Here is a 23,807-nt window from a genome sequence, read left to right as displayed (position 1 = left end):
TCGTTTTTTGTTTAGCGGCGAATACGCTGCAAGTACCCCATTAGATCCTGCTGAATCTGCGCAGCACGTTCGTCCATACCTATAGCCTGTGCTTCTCCCATCAGTTGCTGCAGTACATACAGGTTTGTCTGAATCTCCATGTCAAACAAGGCGCCTTTCGTCAGGTAATAGTCTACGGCCGTTTTTGAATTCGCAGCCATCGCTTCTAATAATTGCTTGGCCCTGTCTTCTTCACCTATTTCAGCCATCATGGAGATAAACTGAGGCGTATAGTAATCGTATGGCACCGTTTCTACAGGCAGTTGTGTAAAGCAGTGGTCAATTATTTCTTTTGCTCTGGCTGTATTACCCTGCTCTAAATAAGATGCCGCCAGCTTCGCAAATTTATCACGGGCATTGGCTGCAAACCTGTAGTAGTTCTCATCGTGGTAAATACTAGGATCGCTGAAACCACGGAAGCTGAACTTCTTCATCATGTTCTCATACATTACCTCCTGGTTTATATTAGCAGGAGAATCTTCGTCGCCACCAGACCTTACAGGTACTATGCGCGTTGTTAAACCTTCTAGCTGGAAGTACTCCGATAAGCCCATGTAGTCTGCACTGTTAACAGTAGTAGAGAAGTACACGGGGCGTTCCCAGTTGTTTGTTGCCAGCAGGTCCAGTATAATCAGGTGTTTCTTCTCGATCAGCGACTTGTTAATAGTCCACTGCATTCTGTCTACGATTTCATTTTGCTTATTGGCTGATACAAAGCCCATGTCAGCAACTTTCTGCTTATCAATTTTCAGGAAGAAGTTCTTTGTAGGCATTGTCGTTAACGTGGTGCCAGAACCAAACACCTCCTGTAGTACCGGGTGCTTCTGCTTCACCAGGCTGATGAACTGTACCAGGTCCATACCCGATGCCACCTGCGGCTTCTCTACAAATGGCAGGTAATCGTTGGTGCCTTGCCTATAGTTTTCGTTTTCCAGAGATAAAGGCCAGGGCTGCGACAGGTAAGAAGGGCGCTTCATCTGATCGATATACCAGTCTGTGTTCAGGTAGCTCAGAACGGCCACCCTTACATCGGTTCTGTATCCTTCTACCTCCTGCACATACCAGAGCGGGAAGGTATCATTATCGCCATTTGTAAACAATATGGCATTAGGCGCACAGGAGTCTAACAGGTTCTTAGCCGAATCTACGGAGTGATAGCGGTTAGAACGGTCGTGGTCGTCCCAGCCCTCTGCTGCCAGAATGGTAGGCGCTGCCAAACAAACCACCACCGCTATAGCAGACTGAAGCGACCGGTTAGCTATTATTTTACCCAGCAGGTCCGCCAGCCCCAGCACACCTAAGCCAATCCAAATACTAAAGGCATAAAACGATCCGGCAAAAGTATAATCCCTTTCCCGTGGCTCAATAGGCGGCTGGTTCAGGTACAGCGCAATGGCAATACCGGTAAAGAAGAACAAAAGCCCGATAATAAAAGCATCGCGTTCATTTTTACGAGCCTGATAGATGAGTCCCAGTATACCTACAATAAGCGGCAGCAAATAAAAGCAGTTTCGCGCCTGGTTGTTAGCAATTCTGGCCGGAAGCCCGTTCTCATTTTTCCCAAACCATAGAACTCCGGCCTGCTGCACATCGCTCTCGCGGCCAACAAAGTTCCACAGGAAGTAGCGCCAGTACATGTGCCCCAGCTGGTAACGGAACAGGAAGCTTAAGTTTTGCCCAAAAGTAGGCATCTGCCCTTCGCGCAAGTCAATCCATTTTTTGTATTCCTGCAAATGCTGCGGCTGGTCACTGTAGATACGCGGCAGCAAGGTTTTATCTTTACTGGCATACACGCTTTCTAACTTATTGCCGGTATTAATGTACTTGTCTTTGCCTTTGATGTAACGGGGCGCCCCTTCTACCTGCTCTATAGGCTGCGCGTTATATTGCGGGCCATATAGCAAGGGACGATCACCGTACTGCTCACGCTTCAGATACGCCACAAAGCTTAGGATATCCTGCGGGTCATTCTCATCAATAGTAGGGTTATAAGACGACCTGATCGGGATCATCATATAAGAAGAATAGCCTATCAGGATAAAAACGAAAGCCAGAACAGCGGTATTCAGAATGCGGTTCTGATTTTTGATAGAGTAACGAAGTCCGATAACAATTGCTGCTACCAGCAAAATCACAAAGAAGATGATGCCGGAGCCAAACGGCAGGCCAAGAGAGTTTACAAAAAATACTTCTATGTTTCCGGCTAAAGAAGGCAAACCAGGTATGATTCCCCAAAGTATGGCCACAACAATAACCGCGCTTACGGCAAAAGCTATTATGCCGCCTTTCCAGCTTGGTTTATACAATCGGAAATAATAAATAAACCCAAGGGCAGGAATAGTTACTAGGTTCAGCAAGTGAGCACCGATGGAAAGCCCTACCAGGTATGCGATCAGGATCAACCATTTATCGGAGTAGGCATGCCCCACTCTTTGTTCCCAGCGCAGCATGGCCCAAAAGACAATAGCTGTAAAGAAAGAAGACATGGCATATACCTCTGCCTCTACTGCAGAGAACCAGGCAGAATCGGTAAAGGTATAGGCTAAAGCACCTACAGCGCCACTTGCCATAATCAGTAAAAGATTACCTGTGGTAACGGCTTCTCCTTCTTTTACCAGTAACTTACGAGCCAGAATAGTAATTGTCCAGAACAGGAACAGCACTGTAAAGGAGCTGGCCAAAGCCGACAGCAGGTTTACCCACCATGCTACCTGAGAAGCATCGCTGGCAAACAGAGAGAAAATACGACCTAGTAACAGATAAAGCGGAGCTCCTGGCGGGTGCGGTACTAAAAGCTTATAAGAACAGGCTATAAATTCGCCTGCATCCCAGAAACTGGCAACAGGCTCCAGTGTTAATACATAAACGGTTGTGGCAATAAGAAACACAATCCAACCTACCAGGTTGTTAATCCGACGATAATCCATCATAGCGTTTTTACAATTCAGCCTCGAAAATACTAAATATTGATAAGCCGATATGTACTTTTTACAATAAACACAAAAAAAAGCTGGTCTTTCGGACCAGCTTTTCTATAACGGAGTTTTATGGATTCTATTTTTGAAGCACCAGACGTTTTGTTTCAACAGTCTTGTCATTGATCAGCAAGCTGTAAAAATAGATACCGGCCGGATATACGCTCATGTCCATATCCAGCACAACGGTAGTATTGTCCGGGACAGGAGGCAATTCGAAAGTGCGCATTACTTTACCGATCGTGTTTGATACTTTGATTTTATAGTTATCCCCGCCAACCTGGGTAAGCGAAAGACGCGTAGCCCCACGCGAAGGATTAGGATAAGCACTGATGGAAGGCAACTGACGTACTTCACGCGCCGGAGCAAAAGAAGCGAATGTGATGCTATACAGGCTTCTGGTAACGTTATCAGACTCCCCGCCATGGAATTCAGAGCTCACAGCCGAAGCAAAAATCTTAGAGCAGGTATGTTTGCTGTTGTCAACCACAAAAGCCGGGCGGGCATTCTGGGCAGACAAGGTAAGCTCTGCTTTTTTCTCAGGCATCAGTTTCCACAGAGTAGCTCCGCCTTTATATACCGGATCAACTCCCAGGTTTTGTTCCTGATTTGCTATCATTCCATTTTTATCTGCTGCGAAACTCAATAAGTGAGAGCTTATAAGCGTTACAACAAAAAATATCTTCGTAAAAGTCTTCATAGTCAGTACCTCAAATTTTAAACTGCTGCTACAGTATTGGCTTGGGTTAACAAATATAGTTGATCTTGAGCAGAATAATTTAAAAAGTTGTAATTAATTTATCAGGATTTAATAAAAATATAATACAGTTTTTGCGCTTCCTGCCCGCCTTCCACCAAAACAACAGTATCAATAATTGTGCCCTTTCCTTCTAAACCACGCCCAACCAATATAGAAAACTATAAATTTTTTAATTCATTAGAAAAAATCAATAATTTATTTGATAACCTATAGCTACTACTTTCATTGAAAAAGGCCAGCTAAATCAGGTAAGCAATTTCTTTAAAATCAAAATACTGCAATTGCTGCTCTATCTCCACCGCTAACCTGCCACTCTCCTCTACCCCCACTATTGTGCCGGCCACTCTTTTGCCGCCTACCTCAAAGCAGGCAGGCTCCTGGTAACGATATAAAGCCTGCAGGTAATCAAATTTGAGCTGGCCCAGCTTACCAGCTCGCAATCCTAGGTAACGCTTTTCCAATAGTTCCAGCATACGAACGGCAACTTCTTCCACGTTTAATGCTTTATTAAGAATCTTTGAGACCGAAGTTGCCGTAGGATTGCCGAACACTAATTGGTTTATGTTTAAACCAATCCCGACAATGCTATGTTGTATAATTTGGCTGTTTATAGTATTTTCTATTAATATCCCGCCAAGTTTACTATCTTCAAAATACAGATCGTTGGGCCACTTTACTTTTGCCTGAGCAAGCCCCAGCTCATGCAATAAGTCTAGTACTCCCAAAGAAACTGCTATATTTAAGTAAAATTGGTGCCTGACAAACAAGAAAGAAGGTGACAAAATAACAGAAAGCGTAATATTTTTGCCAGGTGCAGCCTCCCAAAAATTACCTCTTTGTCCTCGCCCATTCGTTTGCCTGTCGGTTATAATAGTACAGCCTTCTGTGGCTTCATTTTTGATAAGAAGCTTATGGGCTTCTGTGTTTGTAGATTCGCAAACCTCCAGCTTGTATAGCTGATGGCCCATAAACAACGTATTAGGCAACATACATTAAACAGAATTTAATACTTTTGTACTTCAAAATTAAAGATAGCAAATGAAAGAAAATAAGATTGAGGCTAATTCAGACATATTGGCAGAGCTTGTGGTAAAAGGTATGCAGGAAAGAAAAGCTACCGATATTGTCGTACTTAACCTTAAATCACTTAAAAATGCCGTCTCCGACTATTTTGTAATAGCATCTGCTACTTCTGATACGCAACTCGATGCCATTGCTACTTCTGTAGAAGAAGAGGTGTATAAAGCCCTTCATCAGAACCCATGGCAGAGCGAAGGACGCATTAATAAAGAGTGGGTGCTGTTAGATTACGTAGACGTAGTGGCACATATATTCCTAAAAGACAAACGTCAGTTTTATGCTTTGGAAGAGCTTTGGGGCGATGCCAACATCAAACAGATAGAATCTGTCTAAAATATTAATGACAGGAATCCCAACAAACCTGGATGGGTAACTGTTTTTTATCAAAGTTGATACTAAAAATTCATGGCAGAAAAAGATAAACAACCAAAAAATAAAAAGAAGAAGCCAATGATTCCGCCCACGCCTCCACGGCCTACTATGCAATTGTGGATGCTGGCGATTTTGATCCTGGTTATCTTCGGACTCACCTACCTGAACAAGAGCAACTCTTCTATCGAAATCGTACAACCTGATTTTGAAGAAATGCTGCTCAGCAACGATGTAGACCGATTGGTTATCGTGAATAAAAATGTGGTAGAGGTTTATCTGAAAAGGGAAGCCCTCAACAACGAGAAGTACCGCTCACAGCTCGAAAGCCGGGGCGTACTCTCCATGAACGAGCAAGGCCCGCATTATCATTTTCAGGTAATCTCAGCCGAATCGTTTAAAGAAGACCTCGAAAAGCTGCAGGCTAACGTACCGCGCGACCAGCGTGTAGGCTATACCCTGGATACACGTACCGGCTTAACTGACTTTTTCTTCCAGTGGGGCTTCCTGATTCTGGTGCTGTTCGGTTTCTGGTTCCTGATGCGCAGGGTGACAGCCGGTGGAGCCGGTGGTCAGATCTTTAACATTGGCAAATCGAAAGCGGCTCTGTTCGATGCTGAAAACAAAGTAAAGATCACCTTTAAAGATGTAGCTGGTCTGGAAGAGGCAAAAGAAGAAATCCAGGAGATTGTAGAGTTCCTGAAAAACCCGACCAAATTCACCATTCTGGGAGGTAAAATACCTAAAGGAGCGTTGCTGGTTGGCCCTCCGGGAACTGGTAAAACCTTGCTGGCCAAAGCTGTTGCAGGCGAAGCCGATGTACCATTCTTCTCACTTTCAGGTTCCGACTTTGTAGAAATGTTTGTGGGTGTGGGTGCAGCACGTGTCCGCGACTTGTTTAAGCAAGCAAAAGCGAAGGCGCCATGTATTATATTTATAGATGAGATTGATGCGATTGGCCGCCACCGTAGCCGCGGACAGCAACCAGGTGGTAACGATGAACGTGAAAACACGCTGAACTCCCTGCTGGTAGAAATGGATGGTTTTGCTACAGACTCAGGTGTTATTATCCTGGCAGCAACTAACCGCCCTGATACACTCGACTCTGCTTTACTGCGTCCTGGCCGTTTCGACCGCCAGATCAGTATAGACAAACCAGATATCAATGGCCGTACCGAAATCTTTAAAGTGCACCTGGGTCCTCTTACACTGGCCTCAGATGTAGATGCTAAGAATCTGGCTGCCCAGACTCCTGGTTTTGCCGGTGCCGAAATTGCCAACGTTTGTAACGAAGCAGCCCTGATAGCTGCCCGCCGCAATAAAAAAGCAGTAGATCAGCAAGACTTTAACGATGCTGTAGACCGTGTGATTGGTGGTTTGGAAAAGAAAAACAAGATTATCTCTCCGGAAGAGAAGAAAATTGTGGCTTATCACGAAGCTGGTCACGCTATAGCAGGCTGGTTCCTGGAGCATGCCGATCCGTTGGTAAAAGTAAGTATAGTTCCACGTGGTGTTGCCGCTTTAGGTTATGCACAGTATCTGCCGAAAGAACAGTTCCTGTATACAACTGAGCAGCTGATCGACGAGATGTGTATGGCACTTGGTGGCAGGGCCGCCGAAGAAATCGTTTTCAGTAAGATATCAACAGGTGCGCTAAGCGACCTGGAGCGTATCACTAAAATGGCGTATAGCATTGTAACCATGTATGGTATGAACCCTCGCATAGGCAACATATCTTACTACGATTCCAAGCAAAGCTCCGATTATTCGTTTAATAAGCCTTATTCTGAAGCAACTGCCGAGACTATCGATAATGAAGTGCGCAGCATTGTAGAAGCCGCTTACGAACGAACTAAAAAGCTGCTCACAGACAAGCGCCAGGAACTGGAGACGGTTGCACAGGAGTTACTGCAGAAAGAAATCCTCTTTCAGAACGATCTGGAGCGTTTAGTTGGTAAGCGTCCTTTTGGCACCCTTACCACCTACCAGGCACATACAGCAGGTACAGACCGTAGCCAGACTTTAAGCGAGGCGGAGCAGGATAAACATGCCCTCGAGCTGGAGCAGCATGCAAAAGCACATGTACAGCCGGTTAGCAAGCAGCAAAATGCACCTGCCCCTAAAGCGTCTGAAGAAGAAGACGATGATACTCCTGCTGAGAAAGGTAACTCTGTCAACTCCAGAACAGCTTGATAAAAGCAGGCATGTACGAAGCAAAAACAAAAGAAATAGTATTAAGAAGAGTAAGAGAGGCGCTGGCTAAGTCTGCGCCTTTTCTTCCTCCTACCCCAGACTTTACAACCGGATTACACCTGGCTATTCCAACAGAGGAAATGTCGGTGGTTTTTGCTCAGAATTTCTTGAACAACAGCGGCACCTTCTTTTATTGCGAATCAGAAGAAGACTTCTTTGATCAGCTGTACGTCTTTAAAAAAGAGCAGAACATACAACACCTGTTTGTGTGGGAGCCTAACCTGCAGAATATCCTGTATCAGGCTGGCATAGACTATATCGATAATGATGAAAACTTTGTACGTGATGCCGAAGCTGGCTTAACTACCTGCGAAGCCCTTATAACCCGTACCGGGAGCGTTTTAGTCAGCTCTGCCAGAGCAGGCGGAAGAAGGCTAAGCATATATCCTGCCACTCACCTGGTGGTTGCAAAAGCCAGCCAGTTGGTGCACGATATCAAAGACGGCCTGCAGCTGATCCGGGACAAGTACAAAAATAATTTTCCCTCTATGATATCGTTGGTAAGTGGCCCAAGCCGAACTGCCGATATAGAAAAAACATTGGTCATGGGAGCCCATGGTCCTAAACAATTAGTCCTTTTCCTGATTGATGACCTTCCGCATTAAAGAACTGGCGCCAGGTAAAAAAGTATACTTTGCTTCTGATTTCCACTTAGGTGTCCCTAACGCTGCAGCCAGTAAACAACGAGAGCTGAAAATAGTACGTTGGCTCGACCAGATACAGCAGGATGCCGCTGCTATTCTGCTGGTTGGTGATATTTTTGATTTTTGGTTTGAATACAAGCATGCTATCCCCAAAGGCTATATCAGGCTTTTAGGAAAACTTGCTGAAATAACAGACGCAGGAATTCCGGTGCTTTTTTTCACGGGCAACCACGATATGTGGATGTTTGATTATTTCCCGCAGGAATTAAATATTGCAATTATGCGCCATCCTATTTCAACCCGGATCGGGGAGAAAACCTTTTACATTGGCCATGGCGATGGCTTGGGGCCCGGCGATCATACTTATAAATTCCTAAAAAAAGTATTCGCCAATAAAGCCTGCCAATGGCTTTTTGCTCGTGTACACCCTAATTTAGGTATAGGTGTGGCCAACATGTGGTCCAGGAGAAGCCGCATCAGTAATAACGAGAAAGATGAAAAATTTTTAGGGGATGATGAGTGGCTGATGCAGTATTCAAAAGAGGTAGAGGCGAAACAACACCACGATTATTATGTATTCGGGCACAGGCACTTACCACTCGACCTGCCGGTAACTGAAAACAGCCGCTACATTAACCTTGGCGAATGGGTCAATTTTTGCTCTTATGCTGTGTACGATGGAACTACACTTAAACTAGAGCATTTTGAAAAATAACATTTGCTTTATCGCACTTTTACAGCTGTGCCTGCTTATTTCTCCGGCTTTTGCACAACAGAGCTACAGCACTTTAACCTACAGCCATAGCCTTTCTACCAGTTCTGCTTCCACTATCTCACAGGATCGTGATGGAAATATATACATGCTGGATGCAAAACGGACATTGCGGAAGTATGATCCTTCCGGTAAACCTTTACTTCACTTTTCTCCGACCACCAGAGGGCAAATAGCAGCCATAGAAGCCTGGAATCCGCTGAAAGTGCTGCTTTTTTACGAAGACAGACAGGAAATTCTTTTGCTCGACCGCTTTCTGAGGCCAATTACCAGTACCCAGCTCTCCGACTATAATATTTCGGGCACTGTACGGGCTGCTACTCAATCTTCCGACGATAGCTTCTGGCTTTTTAATGAAACGGAACTTACACTCAGCAAACTGGACATCAGAAACAGGAGCGTGACGGTAAGCACCCCTCTTAACCTGATCCTGGACCAGGCCAATTTGGATGTAAGGCAACTGCGCGAATACCAGAACAAGGTATACATGCTGGATGCTAACGGAGGAGTGTTGGTATTTGACAATTTAGGCAACTACACGACTAAACTTCCTTTTACAGGCCTCTCCTATATAAGCTTCTATGGCAATGAGCTGTATTTCGTAAAAGATAATATTCTGTACTTTTACGACTTATATCAGCAAAAGCAACGCACCATAGCACTTCCTTCTTCTAAAGTATATCAGGCAGCTTTCGTGAGCAACAAGTATACATACCTGTTTTCCCAAAAGGAACTGGATGTATACAATCTACAACCTTGATCTACTTAGCCTTTGCCTTCTGAAAAAAACTTGAGCCCGATAACTCCCGCTATAATTAAAAGCAAACAGAGTATGCGCATCATGTCTTTGGGCTCATTCATAAAAAACATACCCAATATAGCCGTACCAGCAGCACCAATACCTGTCCAGATGGCATAAGCTGTACCTAAGGGCAATGTTCTCATGGCCTGCGAAAGCAGAACAAAGCTCAGAATCATCACAACTACTGTAACAATGCTGGCACCAACCTTGGTAAATCCTTCGCTGTACTTTAACCCAAATGCCCATCCTATTTCGCAGAGTCCCGCTAAAATCAGGTAAAACCAAGCTGTATTCATTCTTTAAAGTTTAATGTGAATAAACAGATACTTAAACAGGTAATACCAAAGTATCTGGAGAACTAACGGAGCCACTAGTTTGCGAACAAAAGCCTAACTGCAAAGCTTTAGCCAATATCTTTTTTTACTGCAGGAGATAATCTGTGCCTTTGTGTAATCAGATATACAATAGCGGCAGTACATCCTGCACTGGTTATCACTACTTTTAGCCGCAGATCAATTGCAGCCAGCAAGTAAACCGTGAGCAATGCCAGTATAGTTACGCTCAACCAATGTAAAGGATAGTAATTTACGAGAGCCGCCTGCTTGTAAGCCTTCAGAAAATGCCCGGCATACCCCATATACATGAGGGCTGCAAACGTGGTAAAGGCGGCAGCCTGATACCCAAACACCGGAACAAGCAAAAAATTAAGCCCCAGATTTGCCACGCCAGCTACTAAAGACACCTTCCAGAGCTTATTGGTATGTTCTCTGTATGCCAGTAAATTCATAGCGGCCAGGTACATGGGCCTGAAGTTATACCCCATCAGGATAATGATTGCCAGCGGGTAAGCCTCCTGTAAAGCCTCATTCCGGATCAGGAGCTGAAAAACCTCCTTCATCCATAAGCTGCCCAGCGAAGTAGTCAGCAGAAAGAGAGTCTGCAAAGCAAAGGTCATTCTTCGGGCCAGCTTAGCGGCCTCAACATCTGCTTGCTGTGCGTAATACCGCATATAAAAGGGAGAGGCGGCCTGTACAACTGCATTGCTGGCAATCATAAAATAATTGCCAAAGCTGGAAGCAACATTGTAAAGGCCTATCTGATGCAGCGGTACTTTGAGGACATCCAGTACCAGCCTGTCGGAATTATCCAGCAGAAAAAACGAGAAATTATGCGGCACTACAGGCAAAGAAACATGGAGGGCTTTCTTAATCTCGGCCCACCTGAAGTTTATAATCGGCCACCACTTTAGCTTTACATATACACTATAGCTATTGAAAAGGAATCTTACACCCGTTGAGAGGAAGTGCGCATAAAACCAGCCCATATAGCCCATTCTCAGGTAAACAATGGTAAAAACCGTAGTTGCGACGCTTACTGCTCCAACCAAGAAAGACCGCAACGCCACCGGCAGAGGCTTCTGCGACAGCTGGTAGTATAAGCTTGACTGCATATCTGTACTTGCAAAGAACATAACCGGCAGGCTGTACAGACAGGCAATGGCAAAGCGATCTTCAGCAGCAATCCCGGGCACAGCCAGGTACAGCACACCCAGCATCAGCAGGCCATACAGCATCGACCACAGCAACAAAAAACCATGTAGCTGCCTCCATACCCACACATACCGCTTCGGATACCGGGCAAACGCATTCACCATCACCACCGACAGGCCCAGCGACTGCAGCATGGTTAGAGCATAAGCATAGGCTGCCACGACTCCTGCTACTCCATAATCATCAGGCGTGAGGTACTGCGTAATAAGAGGCAGCGCCAGTACACCAGCCAGACGAGGCACTTGCGATGCCAGTCCGTAAATTGCCGCATGTGAAAGTAATTTCCGAAGCATTGCCTAAAATTATACTTTATTTTTCAGCACTTTCTACTTTCATGCTGAATTGCTTAGCGGTTCTGGAGGCTTTTATGAAGCACCTTAGCACTAAAAAACCGAATTAGGTGTTCACAAGCCGACGACAAATAGCAGCAGCTGAAGCAAAAGCTCAAAAAATTAGTATATTTGTTAATTATCATAATAGAAAAGAAGAATTAAATAAGCTTAACAGCTATATAAGGAGATAAAACTGTGGGATGTAGTTCATGTTCTAGTGGCGGATGTGGCACAAAAAGCGGCGCTGACAGTAGCGTTGCCGGCTGCAAAAGCAACGGCGGATGCAGCACAGGAGGTTGCAACCGTTTAAATGTGTTCGACTGGCTCAGCGATATGGAATTGCCCACATCGTTTGAGGAATTCGACATTGTAGAGGTTCGTTTCAAGGGAGGTCGTAAAGAATTCTATCGCAATACAAACAGGTTAAATCTTACTACCGGCGATGCCGTTGTTGTTGATGTACCAAACGGCCATCATATAGGCCATGTGTCGTTGAAGGGCGAGTTGGTTCGCCTCCAGATGCTGAAAAAGAAGATAGACAACAACGAAGAGATCCGAAGCATTTACCGTATCGCCAACGAACGCGATATGGAGAAGTTTGACGAGGTTCGGGATATGGAAGGCGGCACCATGTACCGCTCACGCGAGATTATACAACAGCTCAACTTAAAAATGAAGCTGTCAGATGTAGAGTACCAGGCAGATAAAAGCAAAGCTACTTTCTACTATTCTGCTGATGACCGTGTAGACTTTCGTGATCTGATTAAGAAGCTGGCAGAGGAGTTTAAAGTGCGTATCGAAATGCGCCAGATCAGCCTTCGCCATGAAGCGGGTCGTTTGGGAGGTATAGGCTCTTGTGGTCGTGAACTCTGCTGCTCTACCTGGCTCACCGATTTTAAGAGTGTATCCACTACAGCAGCCCGGTACCAGAACCTGTCGCTTAACCCTAGCAAGCTTTCCGGCCAGTGTGGCAGGCTGAAGTGCTGCCTCAATTATGAGCTGGAAACGTATATGGATGCCTTAAAGGATATTCCTACGGTTAACAGGCCTTTGCAAACGCAGCAGGGTGATGCCATTCTGCAGAAAACCGACATCTTTAAAAAGATGATGTGGTTCGGCTACAAAGGCGACAATAACTGGTATCCTGTGCCTGTACTGCGTGTAAAGGAAATACTGGAGCAGAATGCCAAAGGTGTTGCGGTAGAAGCCTTGGTTATTGAAGCGCAGGCCGAGCCAAAACAAAACGAGTTTGTGGCACAGGTAGAAGGTAACCTTGAGCGCCTCGACGACAAATTCAAGAGTAAAAAGAAAAAGAAGAAAAAGAAAAAGAAAACTGATGCTGAAGGTACCGCGGCACAACAGCAACCTGTAGAAGCTCAGCCAAAGCAGCAACATGCCGAAGCAAGGCCTCACAGCAAAGAACAGGAGCAGCAACACAAGCAGCGCAAAAGCCATAAACCTTTTAAAAACAAAAATAAAGCGCCAAGAGAAGATGCTCCTAAAGCCGGAGCGGCACAAGCAGGACAGCAACAGGCTCAGCCCAAACCAGCTGCTGTGGCAGAAGCTGGTCAGCAGCCTAAAAAGCACAAGTCCCGCAAGCCATTCAGGGGGAACAGGTCAGATCAGCAGAATAAACCGCGTACAGATGCCTAAAAAATTAGCGCTACTTGCTTCTCTGGTGCTACTCATGCTAAGCAGTTGTGACCCTAACCGCTTATATGAACAAAATACAGAGATTGAAAACGGAGACTGGGCAGTAGAGAACACACCAGTATTTGAGTTTGTAGTACAGGATACTACCCAGCGGTATAATATTTACTTTAATGTAAGGTACTCGCTTTCCTACGACTACTATAATTTGTATCTGCGTCACCAGTTGCTGGGGCCGGATGGCCAGCAGCTTTCGTCTCAACTGCACGAGCTGCACCTGATGGATGCTAAAACAGGCAGGCCGCTAGGGAAAGGCTCCAGCGATATTTATGACTTGCAGGCGCTCGCTATTAAGAATGTAGCTTTTCATAAAGTTGGAGCGCACAAGCTTGTATTAACTCAATACATGCGCCGCGATCCGCTGCCGAATATCATGTCGGTGGGTGTGCGCGTAGCCAGGCACTCAACCGAATAAGTAGCTCTTTGTAACTTACCCATGGCCCTTGCAACTTAATGTTGTAAGGGCCATTTTTATTTCAAGCTTTCAAATGAAATATTCATCGGATTAAATGCTGATACGTACAAGATGCAGGAGAAACAAAAACGGTAATTTTCAAGTATCCATTACCCCCATACCTACACATAAGCATGAAAACCACCCTCTGTATATTAGGCGCAATTCTTTCGGTATTCTCTTTTCTGCCGCTCATCAAAACCACTGCCTGGTGGATCAGAGTACTTGATTTTCCGAGAGCGCATGTCGCCATTATCTTATCCGCGGTTTTAATTACCTACCTGGCGCTTTACGGCCTTCCGACTGCTTCAGCAGTAGAAATTACAATGCTTGTCATATGGGCTTTAGCTATTCTGAACGAAGTCAGGTATATCTACCACTTTACCCCGCTGGCCCGCAGAGAAGCTTTGCGTGCGCAGAAGCAGGCACCGGATAATACCCTGAAGTTTATGATCTCAAATGTCAGGATGACAAACAAGCATTACCGGAAGTTTCTTGAGCTGGTACTGCAGGAGCAACCTGATATGCTGGTAATAAATGAGCCGAACGAGAAGTGGCACCAGGAGTTGCGGCCTGTGCTGGATAAAGAGTACCCCTATTCTATTAAAAAGCCGCTCGAAAATACATACGGCATGCTTTTTTACAGCAGATTTAAATTACATGATACCGAGGTACGCTTCTTAGTAGAAGACGGTATCCCTTCTATGTATGCTGTAGTAGAACTGCCTGGCGGCGCAAAGTTCGATTTATTTCTGGTACACCCTCAGCCACCGCGCTTCCTGAAAGATACAGAAACCAGGGAAGCAGAGCTGCTTATAGCCGCTAAGATGTCGAAAAAAACGCCTTATCCTTCGATTGTGGCCGGAGACCTGAACGATGTAGCCTGGTCGAGAACTACGAAGCTATTCAAGCACATAAGCGGACTTATTGACCCACGGGTAGGCCGGGGCTTTTACAATACATATAATGCCTTTGTTCCTCTGTTCCGATACCCCCTCGACCATGTTTTCTACGATCCCGTTTTTCGCTTAGCGGAACTTCGCCGGCTATCTAAATTCGGTTCCGATCATTTCCCGATAGCCATTACGCTAAGTTATGAACCACAGCACGAGCAAGCGCAATATCATCCTAAACCTGTGCAGGAAGATAAACAGGAAGCCCAGGAACTGATAGAAGAAGGTCTGGAAAAAGGGGAAGAGAACAACGAGGAAAAGAAAAGCTCAAAAGCCTGAGCAGAAAGCTAAAAAAACCCGCTCATGAACATGAGCGGGTTAAAATAGATGGAATGGATAGTCGGGAGACTACTTATATGTATAACTTAGATTTTCTCTACGTTAATTGCATTCAATCCTTTTTTACCTTCTTTCACCTCGAAAGAAACGCGATCGTTTTCACGTACTTCATGGATAAGACCAGTCTGGTGAACAAAGATGTCTTGGTTTGTATCGTCAGCTACGATGAAGCCAAAGCCTTTAGATACGTTGAAAAATTTTACTTTACCTGTTTGCATGATAATAAATTTAAATAATACGACAAAGATAGGAATTACTTTGAAATAACAATCACCCGAGCTTAAATATTAGCAAAAACATCTGAAATACTGGCACTTCCAAACCAGAACACACAACTTTCCCAGCAGATTTAGCCTATATAAAACAGCCTGGCGATGCTGCTTTACACGCTATTCCGGCCTATACTTTACGCCCTGCCTATATATTTAAAAAATTATATTTTAATAGACCAGATTCAAAATCCTTAAAAGAACTATGTACCATTAAGTTCGTATAGCTAAAACGGTCTGTCTCATTTAAAAACAGCTTAAAAACTATAGCCAATCCTGCTTTCTGTATGACTGGCAGCCTGTTTTATTGAATAACAGATTATAGAAAAAGAACTATATTAAATACTAATAAAACCAAGGAGAATTGAACTATGAAAGAAAACGAAAAAAATCAGGCGACGGATCAGTCAACAGACTCAACCAATGATGCGTCAAATTTCTTATCACGCAAAGATGAAGGCGGCAGTAACGATAGCTCATCAACTGCATCTGCTTCTCCGGAAGCCTCTTCATTAAAAGGCTCTGGCAAGACTTCAGCCTCTGACTCTAAGTCTTCTTCCACCAAAGCAAAGTCAAGTTCTAAAACCGACGCGAAATCTTCTGATTCAAAAAGCACTAAAGCAACTGCCAAATCAAACGATATTACTAAAAGCACTGCCGGCAGCTCTTCTTCCAAAAAGCAAAGCAGTGGCAAAGATTCAGGCAGCACTACCACAATGGCTAACACAGGCACTGGCAGCACCAGTGATAGCTCTGAATCTAAGATGAACAGCTCCTCTTCACAAAACAACAGCACACAGAGCAGCAGTAATTCTGGTTCTCAATCAAACAACAACCAGGACGAAAGCACGAAGGGAGGCTTTGGCGGCCAGAGCGGCTATGGTTCGCAAGGGGGCTATGGGTATGGTTCACAGAACAGCAACTATGGCGGCCAAAGCGGTTATGGCTACCAGAGCGACTATGGTTCTTCCTCTCAGGGCGGTGGTATGTCCAGAGGCCAGGGCTATGGCGGTGGCTATAGCAGCAGCATGAGCGGCCAGGGTGGCGGTAGCTACGGCGGTGGCGGCAACTATGGCGGCACTTCCGATAACGATAACGACAGAAGCGCACGCTACGGCTCTCAGGGCAGCGACTACGGCAACTCCGGGGCAAGCTATGGCGGCTATTCGCAATGGAACAACGACAGAGGAAACAACAGTGGCAGTGGCAGTGGCAGAGACCGTGACAGAGATGACTACAGAAGCTCTATGTATGGCAGCTCTGGCAGCGACTACGGCGATCAGGATAACCTGGGCTCAATCGGCGGCTTTAACTATGGCAACCAGGGTGGCATGGAAGGCAATCGTGTCAGGTTCCAGGATCAGGATTACGGTGCTTCCAGAGGCGGACTGCAAGGCGGCTACCAAGATAGAGAAGGAGACCGCCAGGGTGGCATTATATCGGGAGGTACTTCGGGTGCGTTTGGTACACAGGGAAACTCCTCTCAAAGCTACTATGGCAGCTCCGACAGCGGCCTGAGCGGTAACTTCAGAAACCAGGGTGGCGGCTATACCAGCAGCAACCAGGGCCCGAGAAACTATTCCGGCTCCTCTTATAATTACGACAACGACAATGTGCAGGGTGGCTATGGTTCACGCAGAAGCAGCAACCAATCTGGCAATGGCTCATCGCAGGGCAATGGCAACTATGGCGCACAAAACAACTACGGCTCCGACGATATGGGCTGGGGCAACTACGGCAGCGGGCAGGAAGGGCGTGGCTCCGGCAGATCGAATTCGAGCGGAGGCTATGGCGACCGCGACCGTTATGGCTCAATGGGCTACGGCTCATCAAGAGGCATGAGCGAATACGACCGCGACGACCGTGGCTCTTCCAGAGGATATGATTCTCAGAGCTCAATGCAAGGTGGCTATGGCAGCCAGGGCGGCTACGGCTCCAGAGGTGGTTCTTATAACGATGAGTACGAATCTTCCAGAAATGAAAGAGGCGGCAGCCGGGGCGGACAAGGCTATGGTAACCAAGGATATGGCAACCAAGGCAGAAGCTATGGCGCAGGCCAGGATAGCTATGGCTCGCAGAGTGGTTATGGCAGCGGACAAAGCGGCCGCGGTTCCAGCATGACAGGCTCAGGTTCCGGCAGATCGAACTATAGCGACCGCGATGACCGTGATTTTGGTGCATCCAGTGGTTATGGTGCTAACAGAGGCTTTAGCGGTGGCGGCTACGGTTCTTTAGAGAACCAGTATAACCGTGGCAAGTATGGTCAGGACGACTGGAGAGAAGGTGGCTACAACCAGGGCGGCCGAGGCGGCGATCAAAGCCGTTACGGCTCCATGGACAGTGGCACTTCTTATTACAGCGATAACCGTGGCTCTTCTTCGCGCGAAAACTACCGCAATAGCTCCGGCGACCAGAGCTCTTCCAGACGCGGTGGTTATTCTAACTACAACGAGAACGAAGACGACAACCGTTACCAGAGCCGCAGAAGCGATCGCTACCGCGACATTAACAGAGATGATGATTAACAGAAATAAGTTTAGCACAGAAACAAAAAATCCCTCTTATAGAGGGATTTTTTGTTTCTGTGCTAAACTTAGCTGCTGCCGTCCTTATCAGGCAGGTATAAAACAAGCTTTATAGTCTTCGGCAAACTGGCTGAAGCTATGAGGGCTGTTTCCTGTAATTTCTTCTACGGCAGTAGTTACCTGTGCTCCGTACCCTGCTCTATAGAGCCCGTAAAGCTCCAGCATGGCATCGGCTTTCCAGGCTGGCATCTGCTGCGACAGCATGGTTTCACGTGCAGCTTCTTCCGGCACATCTACAAAAGTGATCATCCGGTCTAAGGTATGTGTTAAAACCGTAGCTATTTCGCTGTGGCTAATGGCCTCCGGACCTGTTAAGGTATAGGCTTTATGGTAATGCTCATCAGAAGTAAGCACCTCTACGGCCACAGCTGCTATATCGCGCACATCAATATAACTAACCTTTCCCTCGCCAACCGGCAGGTAAAACTTATTGTGCTCGTTTATACTGTCTGCATTATAGTTTACAATGTTTTGCATGAAGCCGGAAGGGCGCAGAAAAGTATATGGAATGCCACTTGCCTCTATGTACTGCTCGACTTCGCGATGCCACCGGCCCAGCTGTATGCCCGGCTCTGCTTCGGCTCCGCTGGCAGATAACTTCACAATGTGCCTTACCCCCTGTTTCTTTGCCTCATCTACCAGGTTTTTCTCCATCTCTACCTGCCCTTCTGTAAAAGGAGCAACTATAAACAAACGATTGGCATGTGTAAAAGCGGCGTGTAAAGAAGCCGGATTTTTAAAATTGATTTCTGTTACCCCTACCTCTGGCAGGCGCTTCAGGTTTTCACCTTTTATAATGGAATGCACTCCAGCACGCACATGTACTTCGCGCATAGAAAGCTGTTTTATTACTTCACGGCCTACAGTGCCTGTGGCACCTGTAACCAATATCGTTTCCTGCATAAGGTCTGTTTATTAATGATGATGCTTCTGCTATACTACGGCAATTGCTATATAGTTGGTTAATTCTGATGCCTCGGCGCAAACGTTACCAGGTATAACTTTCCTCTTTCATTGGATACAAGCAGCTGGCCCGGAGACAGGTAAAGCACCGCCTCTGCCTGACCTGTTCTGCCAATGGGCAGGCAGTAGCGTTTCCCATTAAAGTTAACCTTACCCGCAGCACTGGCCGGCTTAAATAGGTATAACCTGCCGTAGCCCAGCAAAGCAAAAGCATCTTCTGCAGGAGCTATATCGGCAGCGGTAACAGGAGATTGCAACCTTAGCTCTTCCTGGGGCTGCACATCGTATTCTCCTGCCTGCGCAGGCATTTTATACAGTCTTGTGATCGGTTTAAAGAGGGCCCTGCTCTTGGAAAAGAGGTACAAGCTATCTGAGCGGTAAAAGAAAGCCTCCAGATCGTAATGTCTTTTTCTGAATGGCGGCGGAAATACCTCCTGGTCGGCAAAGCGGAAGTTAATGGTATCTGTTACTGCCATAGTACCTGCCTGTACTTTATAAACCCGCAGGTCGGTGCGTGTGTTGGCGTTGTTACCGAAATCTCCAATGTATAAATTACCGGCCTTATCCTTGGCCAGGTCTTCCCAATCGTAGTTAGAAACAGGCAGCGATACAACATCTAGTAAGTCTCCTTTTAAATTGGTCAGAAAAAGATCGCTTTTAAGACCACTGTCGCCATGTGTCCAGAAGGTGCTGTCGGAGGCATGGGCCAGACCGGAACTTTCTAGTATACCCTCATCCACAGTAGCAATCCGCTGCACTTTCACTTTATAATCTTTCCGTAGCCGCACAAAATCGCTATGCCACCTGTCGCCGCTACAACCACAAATTAAACTTTGCAGGTATACATAAATAGTAAATAATTGAGTCATCTATTTTAGGGGGCAAATCACAGCTGTATACTTCATGCGCAAGAATGGGTATAGATACGATACTTTTCAGATGCTGAGGTATCAGAAACTATTCTGACGATACATTCATCTTTAGCCGCTCCAGCACCTTGGCTGCATCTGCCCAGTACTCCCGGCTATACACTTTACAATACGGCCACTCCCGCTCCTGTAGTTGTTTGGGTAAATCGGCATGGTGGTGGCGCACCGATGGCTGGCTATAATATAGATCGTCGTCGGTTAAAACGACGCCCATGTATTTTTGCTCCTGCTTTACCGAAAGATCGGCGAAAGGCAGCTCCTGCTTTAGTAACGGCAGTTGCATCGCTAACTTTTCTTTAAGAGAAGGATAATGCGCAGGCATAGGTACTTGCCGGGGAGCAGGCGCATACTTTCCTTCAGAAACAGCACGAGTATAGGCCAAGTATTCTTTCAGCAATTTCGGACCTGCATGCACGGCAGCATCAACCTGCAGTTCTTCTGCATAGATACTGCTTACCACCAGCACCTGCTTTCTGGCTCGTGTAACTGCTACATTCAATCTGTTCTCGCCTCCTGCCTGGCTCAGACTACCGAACTGTGCTACTACCCTCCCCTGTTCATTTGGTGCATACCCGACAGAAAGTATGATCAGATCTTTTTCATCACCTTGTATGTTTTCGATATTCTTTACTACCAAAGCTTCGGGCAAGAGCACCTGCTGTAGCATAGCCTGTTCTTCCAGCAGATCCAGTATCAGTTGCTGCTGCGGGTAATTAAATGTGATAACGCCTATTTCAGTCTGTCCTGTTTTTAGCTGTTCCAGTACCAGTTCCACTACCCTGGCTGCCTCAGGCACATTACAGTTCTCTTTCCAGAGGCCGTTTACCTTTATAAACGCGATGGCAGGTGTGGCAGCATTCAGGTTGTGGCGATGCGGTACCAGCTCCAGTTTGCCCTTATAAAAACGGCTGTTCGAAAAGTCGATCAGTTCCGGGTACTGGCTGCGGTAATGCTGCGTAAGCATTACGTTTGGCAGGTACAGGTTACAAAGCTGCAACAGCGATTCAGCCGAAAACTCTTCTTCGTCTTCTGCTGTAGCCCAGCGGGTGCGGTAAATGTCGGTTGGTTTTAGCTGCTGCTCATCGCCGGCCACCACCACCTGCTTGCCTCTCATTATACCGGGTATACCTGTTTCGGCAAAACATTGCGAAGCCTCATCAAAAATAACTAAGTCGAAGTAGGCCTGTAGCGGCATTATGGCCGATACTGTTTCAGGAGAGCACAACCAGCAGGGCACCAGGTCCAGCACCTCCTCCCCGAACAGGGCAAGCAGCTTACGGATCGGGTACAGGCTTCTTTTTTTGCTTACCTGTGCCTGTAGCCTTCGGTAGGTAACGGCATTTCCCAGGCGGTTATACGTTATATTCCGGTAGGTCTGCTCCCGCAACCGCGACAGCACAATCTCCTGGCTCAGCTTACTTTTCTCTGCCAGCAACTGCTGCAGCTCCTGCTCTATGGTATGTAGTTCTCCGCTCGAAGGCAGCCGCAAAACCGGCTCCTGTTGCTCCAGATCCTGGAGCCAATGCAGGTATAGCCCGTTCAGAAACAATTCTACTCCCTCCTCTGCCGATTCCGGTTTCTGCATTACGACCTGCTGTACTACTTCCTTTTCAGCTTCTGAAAAAGATGCAAAAGCCGTGTCGTACGCCACCAGCGTTTCGAAATGCTGCTGCAGTGCTTTTAGCAGGATTTCCTTATGCTGATCATCCCTTAGCAACTGCATTACCTGCTCACCGGGCAACCACTGCAGCCACTCCTGGGTTAGCTCTTGCAAGTTATTAACTGCGCCTGCCAGCAAACCTAGCTGCTCTTGTAGGCTACTTTGCTCCCACTGCGCTTTATGCAGCACCTGATGCTTATGCAGTTGCCGGAGCAACTGGCAGGCTTTTAGCGCCTGCTCTGCCAACTGCAGTTTTTGCAGCATTGGCGTTGGATTATCTTCTAAACTCAGTTTAACTGCCAGGCTACTATTCACAAAGCTGATCATTTGCGTTGCCTGCTCTCTCAGCTCCAGCCGATACCGGAGTTTACCCACGTTTGCCTCCGTTAGCGCCCAGTTGTATCGCGACAGCGCCTGCTTTAGCACTTTTTTATCAACGGAAAAGGCCCACCCTATACCTTTAAAAAAGTTTACATGCTGCTGCTCATAAGCTATTAAAGCACGGTTCACCTCATTTACTAACCCTTCCGGAATAGCAGCATCAGGCGCAGGGCAAACCATGTATAAGTCGTGTAACTGCTTTACCTGCTCCGACAGCTCTTTAATGTTGCTGTTTTTCTGTACCAGTTGCTGCACGGCTCTTGCTACTTCTTTGTGCTGCAGCAAGTTTTGTAGTTGTGTGATAACTGGCAGGGCATTTAAGAACACGGGCAGCTGCTCCCAGGCAAAGGCGTAGCCACTGCAGTGGCTTAATTGCTGCTGCCAATAAGTATAGTTAGGCCGTATAGTATCGATTAGCCCCTCCAGCCGATTTCGTTCCGCCCAGCCCCAGCCTTTCAAACTGTGCCGTGTTTTCAGTACAAAATCTTGCTGCTCAAACACCTGCGCCTGTTCCAGGTAGCTGCGGAGGCGAGGCAAGAATTCAACTAAGGTATCGGCTGTAAATCTTTTGTACAAAGTGCCCAAGCGCAGGTGAGGTCTTGACAAATTACTTTGCAGGTATAACTCCTTGGCAGACCAGCCGCACCGGCTTGTACTAAAGAGCGCCTGCTTAAAGGCTTCTAATGTCTGGATGCACTTGTTAATGCCACGGCTTACTTCCAGAAAACGCCGATCGGTATAGATGCTGTTCAGGGCCAGGTTTTGTTTACGATATTCCTCTACCTGCTCTACCTGTAGCTGAAGTTGCTGGTAAATATTTCTTCTGTCGGCATGTATATCATGCACCAGGGCAGCGAAATCAGCCAGACCTTTCGAAGCCAGCCGTTGGTGCACCACATCCAGGGCTGCCCGCTTCTGGCTCACCACCAGCACCTTTTTGCCTCGGGCCGTAAAGTCAGAAACCAGGTTGCAGATAAGCTGCGATTTACCTGTTCCGGGCGGCCCCTGCACCACCATCGATTTCCCCTGCTTGACCTGCTGCAGCGCTACCTCCTGCGAAGCATCCAACCCGAACACGGTAAAGGTATGTTGCGCCTGTGCACTTCCTGCTCGTTCTGTTTCAGGCTGAGAAAAAAGATCCTCAGGCTGCTGTAGCTCCTCCCGCTCCAGCAGCTCGTCGTAATCAGCCACCAGGTAAGAAGCTGCCTGTGGGTAAATGCCCAGTACGGCTTCCTGCTCCAGGTGCAGTTGCCCTGGCTTTATTCTTTCTTCAAAATCAGCCTTCTTATACGCTTTAAAATGAGCAAGCCTATCTGCAAACAGCTCCCGCCCCACATGCACCGCCAGCCTGCATTCTTTAAGCAGTTCGTACAGCTTGGTGCGAAAGTCCAGCGGGTCCTGCGAAAGAGAACTTATATCGAACTCCACCAGCTCTTCTGCCACAGGTACGTGCATATATTGTGCATAGGCCAGCAAGAAGCTTTGGTTAAAGTGTGCCTGCTGCATAGTATCCTGCACCAGCTCCCACTCCTGCGCCGCATTTACCTGCAGCTGTACCGGGAAAAACAGCAAAGGGCAACGCGCTACTGTGCCATCCGTAAACCTGCCATGCACAAAAGGCCAACCCAGGTATAACTCTTTGCTGCCCCGCTCCTCAAACAGCATTTCCTGTTTTCGTTTTATCTGCCGCAGCTGTCGGCTCACAGGTGTTACTGGTGCAAAGCGGCTATCTGCATAAGGGCAAAGCTGTATTTTTTGCTTTCCGGCAAGCAGTCTTTGTATGATACTGAAAGCAGACTCACTGTTTAAAAAGTCCAGCTCCTGCACATCCAGATGCATCTCTTTAGACAAACGCAAGAGCATCAGCGCCTTATTATTAGCACTCAGGTTCAGGAGCCGACGGCGGTAGTTCTTGAGAATGTTTTTCATTTTGAATGCTCAAACAAAAGACACAGGATGTGAGCCATAAGACAGTGCGAAGCTTTCGC

General features: G+C 46.7%; 18 protein-coding genes. 9 read left to right on the top strand and 9 right to left on the bottom strand.

Translation table 11 applies throughout. The features are described 5' to 3' along the window. Window positions 1–11 precede the first annotated feature (11 nt). The 3 genes from C1N53_RS20025 to C1N53_RS20015 form a co-directional block, all read right to left on the bottom strand. On the bottom strand, window positions 12–2,969 hold the full coding sequence (locus C1N53_RS20025; RefSeq protein ID WP_137761000.1) for a DUF2723 domain-containing protein: 2,958 nt from the start codon (window positions 2,967–2,969) through the stop codon (window positions 12–14). A 124-nt stretch (window positions 2,970–3,093) separates the two neighbouring features. Continuing rightward, window positions 3,094–3,633 (bottom strand): T9SS type A sorting domain-containing protein, encoded by a 540-nt coding sequence (locus C1N53_RS20020; RefSeq protein ID WP_240773298.1) that lies wholly within the window; start codon window positions 3,631–3,633, stop codon window positions 3,094–3,096. A gap of 380 nt (window positions 3,634–4,013) precedes the next feature. Then, window positions 4,014–4,763, bottom strand: a complete 750-nt coding sequence (locus C1N53_RS20015) for a biotin--[acetyl-CoA-carboxylase] ligase (protein ID WP_137760998.1) — start codon at window positions 4,761–4,763, stop codon at window positions 4,014–4,016. A gap of 49 nt (window positions 4,764–4,812) precedes the next feature. Between C1N53_RS20015 and rsfS the strand changes: the two genes are divergently transcribed. The 5 genes from rsfS (at window position 4,813) to C1N53_RS19990 (ending at window position 9,652) form a co-directional block, all read left to right on the top strand. Then, the gene (rsfS, locus tag C1N53_RS20010) at window positions 4,813–5,187 is read left to right on the top strand and encodes a ribosome silencing factor (protein ID WP_137760997.1); all 375 of its coding nucleotides are present in this window, start codon (window positions 4,813–4,815) and stop codon (window positions 5,185–5,187) included. A gap of 72 nt (window positions 5,188–5,259) precedes the next feature. After that, on the top strand, window positions 5,260–7,416 hold the full coding sequence (gene ftsH / locus C1N53_RS20005) for an ATP-dependent zinc metalloprotease FtsH (RefSeq protein WP_137760996.1): 2,157 nt from the start codon (window positions 5,260–5,262) through the stop codon (window positions 7,414–7,416). Between the two features lie 11 nt (window positions 7,417–7,427). Next, a complete protein-coding gene (locus tag C1N53_RS20000; protein ID WP_137760995.1) occupies window positions 7,428–8,081 on the top strand; it encodes a lactate utilization protein in 654 nt (217 codons plus the stop codon). Continuing rightward, window positions 8,065–8,835: a UDP-2,3-diacylglucosamine diphosphatase gene (locus C1N53_RS19995; protein ID WP_137760994.1), complete on the top strand. Its 771-nt coding sequence runs from the start codon at window positions 8,065–8,067 to the stop codon at window positions 8,833–8,835. The genes C1N53_RS20000 and C1N53_RS19995 overlap by 17 nt, the downstream gene beginning before the upstream one ends. Next, window positions 8,825–9,652, top strand: coding sequence for a hypothetical protein (locus C1N53_RS19990; RefSeq protein ID WP_240773297.1), 828 nt, complete (start codon window positions 8,825–8,827; stop codon window positions 9,650–9,652). The genes C1N53_RS19995 and C1N53_RS19990 overlap by 11 nt, the downstream gene beginning before the upstream one ends. 5 nt (window positions 9,653–9,657) lie before the next feature. Here C1N53_RS19990 and C1N53_RS19985 read toward each other — a convergent pair whose 3' ends face one another. Beyond that, window positions 9,658–9,990 (bottom strand): multidrug efflux SMR transporter, encoded by a 333-nt coding sequence (locus tag C1N53_RS19985; RefSeq protein ID WP_137760993.1) that lies wholly within the window; start codon window positions 9,988–9,990, stop codon window positions 9,658–9,660. Between the two features lie 107 nt (window positions 9,991–10,097). After that, window positions 10,098–11,537, bottom strand: a complete 1,440-nt coding sequence (locus tag C1N53_RS19980) for a lipopolysaccharide biosynthesis protein (RefSeq protein ID WP_137760992.1) — start codon at window positions 11,535–11,537, stop codon at window positions 10,098–10,100. Window positions 11,538–11,909: 372 nt separating this feature from the next. Here C1N53_RS19980 and ricT point away from each other — a divergent pair, with 372 nt between their 5' ends. From ricT to C1N53_RS19965, 3 genes are all read left to right on the top strand, one after another. Continuing rightward, the gene (gene ricT / locus C1N53_RS19975; protein ID WP_137760991.1) at window positions 11,910–13,229 is read left to right on the top strand and encodes a regulatory iron-sulfur-containing complex subunit RicT; all 1,320 of its coding nucleotides are present in this window, start codon (window positions 11,910–11,912) and stop codon (window positions 13,227–13,229) included. After that, on the top strand, window positions 13,222–13,701 hold the full coding sequence (locus tag C1N53_RS19970) for a gliding motility lipoprotein GldH (protein ID WP_137760990.1): 480 nt from the start codon (window positions 13,222–13,224) through the stop codon (window positions 13,699–13,701). The genes ricT and C1N53_RS19970 overlap by 8 nt, the downstream gene beginning before the upstream one ends. A gap of 173 nt (window positions 13,702–13,874) precedes the next feature. Continuing rightward, a complete protein-coding gene (locus tag C1N53_RS19965) occupies window positions 13,875–14,972 on the top strand; it encodes an endonuclease/exonuclease/phosphatase family protein (RefSeq protein ID WP_137760989.1) in 1,098 nt (365 codons plus the stop codon). A gap of 86 nt (window positions 14,973–15,058) precedes the next feature. Here the strand turns inward: C1N53_RS19965 and C1N53_RS19960 are convergent, their stop codons facing one another. Beyond that, window positions 15,059–15,250, bottom strand: a complete 192-nt coding sequence (locus C1N53_RS19960; RefSeq protein WP_137760988.1) for a cold-shock protein — start codon at window positions 15,248–15,250, stop codon at window positions 15,059–15,061. 422 nt (window positions 15,251–15,672) lie between these two features. Between C1N53_RS19960 and C1N53_RS19955 the strand changes: the two genes are divergently transcribed. Next, window positions 15,673–17,826: a hypothetical protein gene (locus C1N53_RS19955; RefSeq protein ID WP_240773296.1), complete on the top strand. Its 2,154-nt coding sequence runs from the start codon at window positions 15,673–15,675 to the stop codon at window positions 17,824–17,826. An 87-nt stretch (window positions 17,827–17,913) separates the two neighbouring features. Here the strand turns inward: C1N53_RS19955 and C1N53_RS19950 are convergent, their stop codons facing one another. From C1N53_RS19950 to C1N53_RS19940, 3 genes are all read right to left on the bottom strand, one after another. Then, complete coding sequence (locus C1N53_RS19950; protein WP_137760987.1) at window positions 17,914–18,789, bottom strand: SDR family oxidoreductase; 876 nt, start codon at window positions 18,787–18,789, stop codon at window positions 17,914–17,916. Window positions 18,790–18,848: 59 nt separating this feature from the next. After that, complete coding sequence (locus C1N53_RS19945; RefSeq protein WP_137760986.1) at window positions 18,849–19,718, bottom strand: hypothetical protein; 870 nt, start codon at window positions 19,716–19,718, stop codon at window positions 18,849–18,851. A gap of 88 nt (window positions 19,719–19,806) precedes the next feature. After that, entirely contained in the window at window positions 19,807–23,748 is a 3,942-nt protein-coding gene (locus C1N53_RS19940) for an AAA domain-containing protein (RefSeq protein WP_137760985.1), read from the bottom strand. Between the last annotated feature and the right edge of the window lie 59 nt (window positions 23,749–23,807).

The sequence above is a fragment of the Pontibacter sp. SGAir0037 genome, from assembly GCF_005491705.1.
Taxonomy (GTDB): Bacteria; Bacteroidota; Bacteroidia; order Cytophagales; family Hymenobacteraceae; genus Pontibacter.
Note: the sequence above shows the minus strand (reverse complement) of the source record. Positions and strands in the feature narration are given on the sequence as shown.

Bases quoted from the DNA above. Each gene is read 5' to 3' on its own strand.
- C1N53_RS20025 (WP_137761000.1), bottom strand. From the start codon at position 2,969: ATGATGGATTATCGTCGGATTAACAACCTGGTAGGTTGGATTGTGTTT.
- C1N53_RS20020 (WP_240773298.1), bottom strand. From the start codon at position 3,633: ATGATAGCAAATCAGGAACAAAACCTGGGAGTTGATCCGGTATATAAA.
- C1N53_RS20015 (WP_137760998.1), bottom strand. From the start codon at position 4,763: ATGTTGCCTAATACGTTGTTTATGGGCCATCAGCTATACAAGCTGGAG.
- rsfS (WP_137760997.1), top strand. From the start codon at position 4,813: ATGAAAGAAAATAAGATTGAGGCTAATTCAGACATATTGGCAGAGCTT.
- ftsH (WP_137760996.1), top strand. From the start codon at position 5,260: ATGGCAGAAAAAGATAAACAACCAAAAAATAAAAAGAAGAAGCCAATG.
- C1N53_RS20000 (WP_137760995.1), top strand. From the start codon at position 7,428: ATGTACGAAGCAAAAACAAAAGAAATAGTATTAAGAAGAGTAAGAGAG.
- C1N53_RS19995 (WP_137760994.1), top strand. From the start codon at position 8,065: ATGACCTTCCGCATTAAAGAACTGGCGCCAGGTAAAAAAGTATACTTT.
- C1N53_RS19985 (WP_137760993.1), bottom strand. From the start codon at position 9,990: ATGAATACAGCTTGGTTTTACCTGATTTTAGCGGGACTCTGCGAAATA.
- C1N53_RS19980 (WP_137760992.1), bottom strand. From the start codon at position 11,537: ATGCTTCGGAAATTACTTTCACATGCGGCAATTTACGGACTGGCATCG.
- ricT (WP_137760991.1), top strand. From the start codon at position 11,910: ATGGAATTGCCCACATCGTTTGAGGAATTCGACATTGTAGAGGTTCGT.
- C1N53_RS19970 (WP_137760990.1), top strand. From the start codon at position 13,222: ATGCCTAAAAAATTAGCGCTACTTGCTTCTCTGGTGCTACTCATGCTA.
- C1N53_RS19965 (WP_137760989.1), top strand. From the start codon at position 13,875: ATGAAAACCACCCTCTGTATATTAGGCGCAATTCTTTCGGTATTCTCT.
- C1N53_RS19960 (WP_137760988.1), bottom strand. From the start codon at position 15,250: ATGCAAACAGGTAAAGTAAAATTTTTCAACGTATCTAAAGGCTTTGGC.
- C1N53_RS19955 (WP_240773296.1), top strand. From the start codon at position 15,673: ATGAAAGAAAACGAAAAAAATCAGGCGACGGATCAGTCAACAGACTCA.
- C1N53_RS19950 (WP_137760987.1), bottom strand. From the start codon at position 18,789: ATGCAGGAAACGATATTGGTTACAGGTGCCACAGGCACTGTAGGCCGT.
- C1N53_RS19945 (WP_137760986.1), bottom strand. From the start codon at position 19,718: ATGACTCAATTATTTACTATTTATGTATACCTGCAAAGTTTAATTTGT.
- C1N53_RS19940 (WP_137760985.1), bottom strand. From the start codon at position 23,748: ATGAAAAACATTCTCAAGAACTACCGCCGTCGGCTCCTGAACCTGAGT.